This is a genomic window from Rhodanobacter sp. FW021-MT20, from assembly GCF_041107475.1.
GTDB classification, from domain to species: Bacteria; Pseudomonadota; Gammaproteobacteria; order Xanthomonadales; family Rhodanobacteraceae; genus Rhodanobacter_A; species Rhodanobacter_A glycinis.
The window spans coordinates 46,455-56,889 of the sequence record NZ_JBGBPX010000021.1 but is presented as its reverse complement, the minus strand read 5'-3'; the positions used below and the strand labels follow the sequence as shown (position 1 = coordinate 56,889).

7 protein-coding genes and 1 pseudogene are annotated in these 10,435 nt (G+C 64.7%); 2 read left to right on the top strand and 6 right to left on the bottom strand.

Annotated features, from left to right (window positions below; all coding sequences use genetic code 11):
- Positions 1-165: 165 nt before the first annotated feature.
- The 5 genes from AB7849_RS17295 to AB7849_RS17275 all read right to left on the bottom strand — a co-directional run bounded on the left by AB7849_RS17295 (position 166) and on the right by AB7849_RS17275 (position 7,218).
- Positions 166-990, bottom strand: a complete 825-nt coding sequence (locus AB7849_RS17295) for a hypothetical protein (RefSeq protein WP_157618137.1) — start codon at positions 988-990, stop codon at positions 166-168.
- Between the two features lies 1 nt (position 991).
- Complete coding sequence (locus AB7849_RS17290) at positions 992-2,413, bottom strand: HlyD family type I secretion periplasmic adaptor subunit (protein WP_369501443.1); 1,422 nt, start codon at positions 2,411-2,413, stop codon at positions 992-994.
- Between the two features lie 15 nt (positions 2,414-2,428).
- On the bottom strand, positions 2,429-4,612 hold the full coding sequence (locus AB7849_RS17285; protein ID WP_369501442.1) for a type I secretion system permease/ATPase: 2,184 nt from the start codon (positions 4,610-4,612) through the stop codon (positions 2,429-2,431).
- 216 nt (positions 4,613-4,828) lie between these two features.
- Positions 4,829-5,554 (bottom strand): YggS family pyridoxal phosphate-dependent enzyme, encoded by a 726-nt coding sequence (locus AB7849_RS17280; protein WP_008213219.1) that lies wholly within the window; start codon positions 5,552-5,554, stop codon positions 4,829-4,831.
- 239 nt (positions 5,555-5,793) lie between these two features.
- Positions 5,794-7,218 (bottom strand): M20 family metallopeptidase, encoded by a 1,425-nt coding sequence (locus tag AB7849_RS17275; RefSeq protein WP_008213220.1) that lies wholly within the window; start codon positions 7,216-7,218, stop codon positions 5,794-5,796.
- A gap of 347 nt (positions 7,219-7,565) precedes the next feature.
- Here AB7849_RS17275 and AB7849_RS17270 point away from each other — a divergent pair, with 347 nt between their 5' ends.
- Positions 7,566-8,045, top strand: coding sequence for an SET domain-containing protein-lysine N-methyltransferase (locus tag AB7849_RS17270; protein WP_008213221.1), 480 nt, complete (start codon positions 7,566-7,568; stop codon positions 8,043-8,045).
- 6 nt (positions 8,046-8,051) lie between these two features.
- Complete coding sequence (locus AB7849_RS17265; RefSeq protein ID WP_092704491.1) at positions 8,052-8,591, top strand: GNAT family N-acetyltransferase; 540 nt, start codon at positions 8,052-8,054, stop codon at positions 8,589-8,591.
- A gap of 265 nt (positions 8,592-8,856) precedes the next feature.
- On the opposite strand, the pseudogene AB7849_RS17260 reads toward AB7849_RS17265, so the two are convergent.
- A pseudogene (locus AB7849_RS17260) lies at positions 8,857-10,028 on the bottom strand (IS4 family transposase).
- Between the last annotated feature and the right edge of the window lie 407 nt (positions 10,029-10,435).

Below are 10,435 nucleotides of genomic sequence, written 5' to 3'. Positions count from 1 at the left end.
TGCCGAAAAACCCGTGGACGCATGCGGCTCAACAGGTGGTCGGGTAAAGGTCAACCACACGAATCGAGAGAGAGCCCCCTTGTCTCCATAACCAACCTTGATTGTCATGCAGTTTCTTCCTTGGATATGGACAGGAGATATCAATGGGCTCCAGCAAAACGCGCTTCAACGGTGCGAATTCACGAGAAGCCGCTGGACACCGGCACGAATGGCCCGGTCGACCTCGATCATGCGTGCGGCAGGAATACGGCGCCTGTCGAGCTGATATCCAAGCACCAGACGTTCGGACAACTGGTAATGCACTTGGCAGTCGCTTGCCCAGATGCCGGGTCCGAAGCCGCAAGTGACGATGAAGGGATGCCCAAGCGGGGTGCCGTACACGGATGCCTGTGCGGAAAGGGTGGATGTATCCCTTTCCTGATCCGGCTGCTTGCGGCATTCCACCAAGCCGCCGCCCGCATCGCGGCATGGCTCGTCTTTCACCATCATAGCCAGCGTATTCATGGCGAAGAGTTCGCCATACGGGCGGTAGCCGACCTGGGAAACGGTTATGGCTCGCAAGGCATCCGGTGGCAGGTCTTGCAGATTGCCGAGCAACGATGACTGGTGCAAAGTCAGGTGCAGACTGAAAGCCTTGGCTGGATGGTCGGGACAACCAGGCGGTGTCTCACTAGGCATTGCCGACGATGCTTCTCCCGGCTTCGGATAGGGAATGGGATAGATGCCCACACGATTGGGCGTACCGGGGATGCGGAACACGTCCTCGCCCAAGGCCACGTAAATGGCGTCGTTGGGCTTCCCGTGGCACTCGGAAGGCATGACGACCACCTCGGGGCTCGCCCGCACGGCGGTGTCGCTGGTGCCGTCCTTTGCGCAGGCCGCGAAGGACAGCACCCATGCAAGACTAGCGACAAATGTACAGGACACTTTCATTTTATTGCCCACTTCCCAGATAGACCTTGCGCGATGTGCTGCCCATATGGTTTCCACATCACCGCTCCCGCATGGACTCATCCACCCCCTGCCGCAGCGGATCAAGGATGTACTCGATCACCCGCCGTTTCCCCGTCCTGATTTCCGCCGTCAATGCCATGCCCGAAGTCAGGCGAACCTTGACGCCGTCGACCAGCAGCTCCGTCTTCCCCATCTTCACCCGGGCCTGGTAGATCAAGCCGAGCTTCTCGTCCTGGATCGCATCGTGCGAAACACTCTCCACGACGCCTTCGATATAGCCGTAGCGCGTATACGGAAAGCTCTCGACCTTGATCGTGGCGCGCTGCCCGGGACGCACGAAGCCGATGTTCTGGTTGAGTACGGTGGCTTCTACTTCCAGCGGCTCGTTGTCGGGAACCACGGAGAGCAGGGGCTGGGCCGGTGTGACGACGCCGCCGACGGTGTGCACGGCCAGTTGCTGCACGCTGCCGGCCACCGGGGCGCGCAATTGCATCAGGGTGTTGCGGCGGGTGGTGCGGGCCACTTCGGGCTCGTACTGGCGGATTTGCTCCTGCGCCTGGCGCAGCTCGTCCTGCCATTGGCGGCGAGTGTCGGTGACGGTGGCGGCCAGCTCCTCGCGGGCGGCGGCGATGGCCGAGCGCAGCTCGGTGCGGCGGCTGCGTTGGGCGGTGAGGTCGCGCTCCATGCCCAGGCGCTCCTGTTCGCGTTGCAGGTAATCCTGCTTGGAGGCGTAGCCCTTGGCGAGCAGTTTCTCGTAGTCGGCGACGCGGGTGCGGGCAATGGCGAGGCTGGCTTCCAGCGTGGGAATGGCGGCATCCACCGTGGCGAGCTCGGCCTGTTTCTGCGCCACCAGCGCCTCCAGCCCCTGCCTTTTGGCGGCATAGGCGGCGTAGGCGCTTTGCGCCAGGCGCGCCGTGGCCTCGAAGCGCCCGGCGGGCAGGCCGGTTTCGTTGGCGAGCACAGGGGCATGGCCCACGCCGGCGGCGGCCACCAGCGCGGCGGCGCGGGCGGCGGCGAGGCGGGCGTCCAGCAGGGCGGCTTCGGCCTTGTGCTGGTCGGCGCCGGTGGCGGTGGCGTCCAGCTCGATCAGCAGCTCGCCCTGGCTCACGTGCTGGCCGTCGCGCACCAGGATGCGGCGAACCACCGCCGTCTCGGCGCTCTGCACGATGCGGGTGCGACCGCCGGTGACGGTCCGGCCCGGCGCCACGGCCACCATGTCGAGCTGGCCGATGCAGGCCCACAGCAGGGCGACGGCGAACAGGGCCATGATGAGGCGCGCGGCCAGGCGCGGCACGGGCGATGGCGGGGTTTCGATGAGTTCCAGTTGCGCCGGCAGGAAGGCCAGTTCGCCGCGGGTGCGCGGCATCGGTTCCAGGGCGCGCCGCCCGGCCCAGGCGGCGCGCCAGACCTCGGCATGGCGGCGGCAGATGTCACCCAGGGCTTGCAGTCGCAGGTTCATGTCAGCCCTTCCATGTCAGCCCTGCTGCAGGCGATAGAGTTGGCTGAAATGCCCGTCGGGGCGCTGCAGCAAGACATCCGGCGCGCCGGACTCCACGATGCGGCCCTTGTCCATCACCACGATGCGGTCGGCGTGGCGCACGGTGGAGAGGCGGTGGGCGATGATCAGCACGGTGCGGCCGCGGCAGATGGCGCGCATGTTGGCCATCACGGCGCGCTCGGACTCGTAGTCGAGCGCGCTGGTGGCCTCGTCCAGGATCAGGATGCGCGGGTCGGCGACCAGCGCGCGGGCGATGGCGATGCGCTGGCGCTGGCCGCCGGAGAGGTTGGCGCCGTGCTCGCCGACCTCGGTGTCGTAGCCTTCGGGCAGCTCGGTGATGAAGTCGTGCGCGCCGGCCAGCTTGGCCGCCGCGATCACCCGCTCCAGCGGCATGCCGGGATCGGTCAGGGCGATGTTCTGGCGCACGCTGCGGTTGAACAGGAAGTTTTCCTGCAGCACCACGCCGAGCTGGCGGCGCAGCCAGGCAGGGTCGGCCAGGGCGAGATCGGTGCCATCGATCAGCACGCGCCCGCGTTCGGGCACGTAGAGGCGCTGCACCAGCTTGGTCAGCGTGCTCTTGCCCGAGCCGGAGCGCCCCACGATGCCCACCACCTCGCCGGGGCGGATGTCCAGCTCGATGCCGGCCAGCACCTCGGCGGTGTCGGGGCGATAGCGGAAGCCCAGGTGCTCGAAGGTGACGCGCCCCTCGATCGCCGGCAGCTGCATGCGGCTGCCGCCGGCCTCGGTGCGGGTGTTGAGCACGTCGCCCATGCGCTCCATCGAGATGCCCACCTGCTGGAAGTCCTGCCACAGCTGGGCCAGCCGCACGATGGGCGCCGAGACCTGACCCGAGAGCATGGTGAAGGCGATCAGCTGGCCCACGGACAGCGTGCCCTCGATCACCTGTTTCGCGCCCCAGTAGATCACCGCCACGGCCACCAGCTTCTGCAGCAGTTGGATGCCCTGCTGGCCGATGTTGGCGAGGTGGGCGACGCGAAAACCCGCGCCCACGTAGCCGGCCAACTGCTTGTCCCAGATGCGCACCATGCGCGGGTCCACCGCCGTGGCCTTGATGGTGCTGATGCCGGCGATGGCTTCCACCAGGAAGGCCTGGTTGTCGGCGCCGCGCTCGAATTTCTCGTTGAGCCGCTTGCGCAGCACCGGCGTGATTGCCGCCGACCAGATCGCGTACAGCGGCAGCGAGATCAGCACGATCAGGGTCAGCCAGCCGCTGTAGAGAAACATCACCGCGAGGAACACGAAGGTGAACAGCAGATCCAGCACCGAGGTGAGCGTCTGCCCGGTGAGGAAGCTGCGGATGTTCTCCAGCTCGCGCACGCGGGCAATGGTGTCGCCCACCCGGCGCGCCTCGAAGTAGGCCAGCGGCAGCGCGAGGATGTGACGGAACAGCCGCGCGCCCAGCTCCACGTCGATGCGGCTGGTGGTGTGCGCGAAGAGGTAGGTGCGCAGGCCCGCCAGCATCACGTTGAACGCCGTGATGACGACCAGGCCGATGGTGATGACGCTCAGCGTGGTCAGCGCGTGGTGCACCAGCACCTTGTCCATCACCACCTGGAAGAACAGCGGCGTGACCAGCGCGAACAGCTGCAGAAAAAACGATACCAGCAGCACTTCCAGCAGCAGCCGGCGGTACTTCACCACCGCCGGAATGAACCAACTGAAGTCGAACTTCGCCAGCTCGGCCACCATCGAGGCGCGCGAGGCGACGACCAGCAGGCGACCATCGTAATGAGCGGCGAATTCATCGCGTGACAGAATGCGCACGCACCGCAACCCGAGGTCGTGGATCAGCACCTTGCCGTCGCCGACCCGGGCCACCACGAAGGCGGTGCCATCGTCATGCAGTGCCAGGGCCGGCAGCGCCACGCGATCCAGACGATCCACCGGTTGCCGGATTACCCTCGCCTTGAGACCCAGCTTTCTGGCCGCCAGCAGCAGGGACGGTTCATCGAATGCCTGCGCCCCTCGACCAGCCTCGTGACGTAGCTGGTCGGCATCGGCGGCGATGCCATGGAACTGGGCCAGCATCACCAGGCCGTGCAGCGGCTGGTCAAAGCCCGTCGTGCCTGAAGCGAAAGCGCCGCGCTCCCCGGGCGAACTTCCATCCGGAAGCTCGCTTGCCACTGCCTCTGCGTCCATGTGCCCCTGAACCCTTCCCGTGCTCAGTGCCGCCGCTTCGTTGTCCGTGCCGCCTGAAGCCGGTGACACCCTCCCCTTGCGCACCAGGCCATTGCGTGGCGCGCTCCTTGGCCCATGATAGGAGGCAAACGCAAATAATTACGTGATGCGACTCGCAACCGCAATAACTTGCGGGTGTGGTGGTGCACGGGTCCGCAGGAACCCTCCCGACTCGATTCAGGCCGGCTTTTCCGGCCAGTAATACGAATCCGGATACGGCCGGCGACCGAAGATGGCGGTGCCGATGCGTACTTCGGTCGAACCTTCGGCGATGGCCAGCGGGAAATCGCCGCTCATGCCCATCGACAGGCGCGGAATGTCGTGGCCGCGGGCCGTTTCGGCATCACGCAGCTCGCGCAACTGGCGGAAGCAGGCGCGTATCTCGGCCGGATCGTCGGTGTGGATGGCCAGGGTCATCAGGCCGCGCACGCGCAAGGTGTCGTACTGGCGCAGGCTGTCCAGGAAGGCCGGCAGCTGGTCGGGCGGCAGGCCGTACTTGCTGTCCTCGCGCGAGGTCTTCACCTGCACGAGTACGTCGATGCTGCGGCCTTCCAGGGTCAGGCGGCGGTGCAAGGCCTCGGCCAGTTCCGGGCGGTCCAGCGACTGCACCTCGCTGGCCAGTCGTGCCACGTCCTTGGCCTTGTTGGTCTGCAGGTGGCCGATCATCACCCAGTCGATGCCGCAGTCGGCCAGCGGACCGGACTTGTCGCGGATCTCCTGCACCTTGTTCTCGCCGAAGCGATGCAGCCCCAGCGCCACCGCCTCGCGCACCACGTCAGCGCCGAAGGTCTTGCTGACCGGCAGGATGCTGACCTCGGACGGATCGCGCCCGGCGGCGCGGCAGGCTTCCGCCACGCGATGGCGGATATCGGCCCAGTTGTGGGCGAGATGGGAGTGATCCATGAGTACGGCTCTTTGCGTTCGCCTCCTCGCCCCTGTGAGGGAGAGGATTGAGGTGAAGGGCGGGTGCTCGCGAATGCGTCTGTCGCCCTGCGCCTTCTCCCCTCCGGGGAGAAGGTTGGGATGAGGGGCGGGTGCTCGCGAAAACATTCAAGCGAGCGCTCTTCGCTTCTTTCAAGCGCCCGGCGAGGTTGGCCCCTCACCCCGCCCCTCTCCCCGCAGGGGAGAGGGAGAAAGACGGGTCAGCCCTTGGCGCCCTGCGCGTAATGCCTGGCCACCACTTCGGCCACCACCATGCTCACCTTCTTGCCGGTGGGGATGTGCAGGAACTCGTTGGGGCCGTGCGCGTTGGAGTGCGGGCCCAGCACGCCGGTGATCAGGAATTGCGCCTGCGGAAACTTCTCGCCCAGCATGCCCATGAACGGAATGCTGCCACCTTCGCCCATGTAGGCCGCCGGTGCGCCGAAGTAATGCTCGGAAGCCTCGGACACGGTCTGCGACAGCCACGGCGACAGCGCCGGCGCATTCCAGCCGCTGCCGTCCTTTTCCAGCTTGAAGTTCACCTTGGCGCCGTACGGCGGATCCTTTTCCAGCAACTCCTTGACGAACTGACCGGCCTTGGCACCGCTGAGGGTCGGCGGCACGCGCAAGCTCAGCTTCACCGCCGTCTTGGGACGCAGCACATTGCCGGCGCTTTCCAGTGGCGGCATGCCGTCCACGCCGGTCACGGCCAGCTGCGGGCGCCAGGTGCGGTTGAGCACCAGCTCGCCCAAGTCCTCGGTCACCGGCTGCATGCCTTCAACGAACGGGAATTTGTCGTAGATGTCCGCCCCCAGCACCTCGGCCGACTTGCGCGCCTGCTCCACGCGCTCGGCCGGAACCTCCACATACAGCTCCTGCGGCTTGATACGCCCGGTGTTGGCGTCTTCCAGCCGCTCCAGCAATTGGCGCAGGATGCGGAAGCTGGACGGCACCACGCCGGAGGCGTCGCCCGAATGCACGCCCTCGGTCAGCACTTCGACGCTCAGCTCGCCGCCGGTCATGCCGCGCAGGCTGGTGGTCAGCCAGAGTTGATCGTAGTTGCCGCAGCCCGAATCCAGGCACACCACCAGCGACGGGCTGCCGATGCGTTCGGCCAGGTGATCGACGTAGAACGGCAGGTCGTAGCTGCCCGATTCCTCGCAGGCCTCGATCATCACCACGCAGCGCGCATGCGGAATACCCTGCTCATGCAGCGACAGCAACGCAGCCAGCGAGCCGAAAATGGCATAGCCGTCGTCGGCGCCACCGCGGCCGTAAAGCTTGTCGCCCTTGAGCACCGGCGTCCACGGACCCAGGCCTTCGGACCAACCCGTCATTTCCGGCTGCTTGTCGAGATGGCCGTAGAGCACCACAGTGTCGTCGCCCTGGCCCGGCACTTCGATGTAGATCAGCGGCGTACGCCCTTCCAATCGCACCACTTCAAGCGTGGCGCCCGGCAAGCTGGACAGCTTGCTGTTCGCCCAGTCACTCATCAGCTTCACCGCCGCATCCATGTGGCCATGCGCCACCCAATCCTTGTCGAACATCGGCGACTTGTTGGGAATACGGATGTAATCGGTCAGCTTCGGCACGATCTCGGCGTCCCACAGATCGCTGACGAAACGGGAAAGGCGGGCGGTATCCATCACGTGGGCTCCAATACAGGCAGGCGAAAACACACATTGTACCAGCGCCCCGTGACGACCCTGTCCCACCGGACTGCCGCCTGTGGGGATTCCCTGACAAATCATGGCGCCAAAAGCGCACGCGCACCGCACGCAAGCGCTGGCGGCGAACCATCACGCCTTGCGGCAAAGTATCGGTCAGGCCAACACGGAATGTTGCCTCAGGGGTGTCAGTGCAACGGATTGTCGAATGCGGGGGGATGCTGCATTCATACAGGGACGATTTCCAGGATGGAGCAGCCGGTGCAGCAAGGAATGCCGCGCCGGCTGCGCTACACTGCGCGGCATTCCCGCCGCCGCCACGCCCCATGATTCTTCCGCGCTATCGCATTGCCGTCTCCACCATCCGTGGCGCTGGCAAAGGCCTGTTCCTGGACGAAAATGTGGCCGCCGGGCGCATCCTCACCGCCCCCGATGCCATCGACCGCACCTGGCGATTGGCCGAGATCGTCGCCGATCCGGCCCTTTCCGCGCAGATGCACGCCGCCGCCCGCTGGTTCGAGGACCGCTACACGCTGTCGCCAGACTGGCCGGACGAGTGCTATATCAACCACAGCTTCCAGCCGGTCGGCCTGTGGCACCTGGGCTTCGTGTTCGCCTTGCGCGACCTGCCCGCAGGCACCGAGATCACCGTGGACTACCGCCACCTGCTGCCACCCGGCCAGGCCGAGGATTTTGCGGATGCGGCTTCCGGTGAGACAATCGTGGGTCTGCCCTGGGCTGAAAGCCTGGCAACCACTACGCGCGCGCTGGCCAGTCTGCTTGATGGCACGGTGCCTGCTTGCTGATTTGACATGATTGATATCCCCGTAATCGAAACCGCGCGCCTGCGCCTCACCGCCCTCACCGAACGCCACTTCGACGACTACGCCGCGATGCTGGGTGATCCGGAGAGCACGCGCTGGGTCGGCGACGGCCAGCCGCTGGACCGCACGAATGCCTGGCGCTCGCTGGCCATGCTGATCGGCCACTGGCAACTGCGCGGTTACGGCATGTGGGCGCTGGAGTTGAAGGAAAGCGGCGAATTCATCGGTCGCGCCGGTCTGTTCCACCCCGAAGGCTGGCCGGACGTGGAGCTGGGCTGGATGCTCAAGCCGGAGCACCGCCACCACGGCTACGCCACCGAAGCGGGCAACGCCGTGCTCGATTTCGCCTGGAGCCGCCTGCACGTGCCCCGCGTGATCAGCCTGGTGCGCATCGGCAACGATGCTTCCGATCGCGTGGCCGAACGGCTGGGCGGCGAGCACATCGAGGACATGGATTTCTACGGTAGCGACACCCACGTGTTCGCCTACTATCCGCCTCGGGCTGAGGCGCGTCGCGCCTTCGCGTAGGCGGGGCTGCGGCCCGTTCCGGGTGGGCTGCAGACGTTATCGTGAAATTGGCCGTCTGCGGCGGGCTTTCGCTTGCATTAGCGTGGTCGCCAGATTGCTCGCCTGCGGCGGGCTTTTGCTCGTTCTGACGTGGTCGCTAGATTGCTCGCCTGCGGCGGGCTTTCGCTTTCTCTGACGTGGTCGGTGGGTGGCTCGCCTGCGGCGGGCTTTCGAGCGCCTGCCGGCGCCCGAGTTACCTCTCTTTGCTGGCCCCAGTACTGTCCGGTTAATCAGGGAATAGAATCAAATGGTTAGCGTCGTCGTGGGCAAAAAGCTGTAGCTCCTGGCGCCGCAAGGCGCAGTCCAATGGGGTTTGCTCGAATAGTGTCACGCTCAGGATCTGCAGAATTTCGTAGAGGGAAGTGGTCAATTGGAGACGTTTGCGCACGATCGCGATCAGTACGTAAACAGCGACAGCGATCCAGACCTGCGTTTTCACCGCGTTGGGTGAAGTGCCAAAGAACGCCTTGATACGCAGGTGTTGCTTGATCCACTTGAAGAAGATTTCGATCTGCCAACGGTGACGATACAAGGCGCTGACCGTGGCAGCAGGAAGCGCAAAGTGGTTGGTCAACAAGACAATGGACTCACCACTCTCCGGGTCGCGCACGCGCACACGGCGTAGTGGGACGGGGTATTTCTTGCGCACGACGTCCCGCGTCAGCATGACGGTTTGATCGCAACCGATGAGCGTGCGATCAGGCACCGGGTGGGAATAGCGTCGTCGCACTCGGAGGTTCTTCTTGGTGCGCATCAGGAAGAGAGAACCTTCGCAGTGAAATCGGTAGAGACGTTCGAAATCGAGATAGGCGCGGTCCATCAGATAGATCGCCCCTGGCTCGGGCACGAGTTCGTCGAGCATGTGGACGTCGTGCTGGCGCGACTCGGAAAAGCTGATGACAGTAGGGATTGCGCCGCGAATGTCGAGCAGCGTATGCACCTTCAAGCCGCCTCGGCCGGGATGCATCGCTCGCGCCCACGGGAAGACCGACAAGCACAGCTCGATGGTGGTGGAGTCGAGTGCATACGCGGTATGTGCCAACTCGATATCGAGCGGCTCGTTGATGTACAGACGACGCGCGGTGGCGATCAGGCTTTGCGCAAACTCGGCATAGATGCGCCAGTCACGTTGCTCGTTCGCATCGGCCAAGGTGCTGCGTGCGATATGTCCACGATACCCAGGTGATAGAGCTTGGCCTGATGCGCGCGCAAACAGATCTCGATATCGCGCAAGCTTTCACGTCCCGTGAGTTGAGCGAACGCCATGCAGAGAAACTGGTCGAGACAGGCAAATCGTTTCACATAACGATTGCCATCGAACTTCGCAACGAGCCGACGAAACGTGTGCATCGGCAGGTGTTGCATGAGCTGCGTGAACACAAAGCGGCCTTCGTGCATGACGACGTCCTCTGAGGTGACGTCGTCGAGCTTGAGGCAACCCGGGTTGAAATCGCTAACACTCAAAAAGTGTCAATTATCGTCATTTTATCAATCACTTAGTGTGGTTGATGCGCAGGTTTACCGGACAGTACTGGCTGGCCCAAAGAGACGTAACCCAGAGAAATGGCCTATGGGACCCGCCGACCCTACAAGCCTTGGCGGTCGAGGGGTTTGGAACCTGCGTGACACTTCCTGTTACACCAGCGGCCACACCGCGCCGTCACCGTCAACTGAGGGGTAGGAAGAGCGGACGCGTGTGGTCGAGCTTGGCGCTGCGGTGTGCGGCTTTTTCATCCCCTTCGAGAAGCGGCGCACGGCGGAGGATCAAGCCCGCAGGGTGACCGGCATGGATGCCGGTCAGTTCG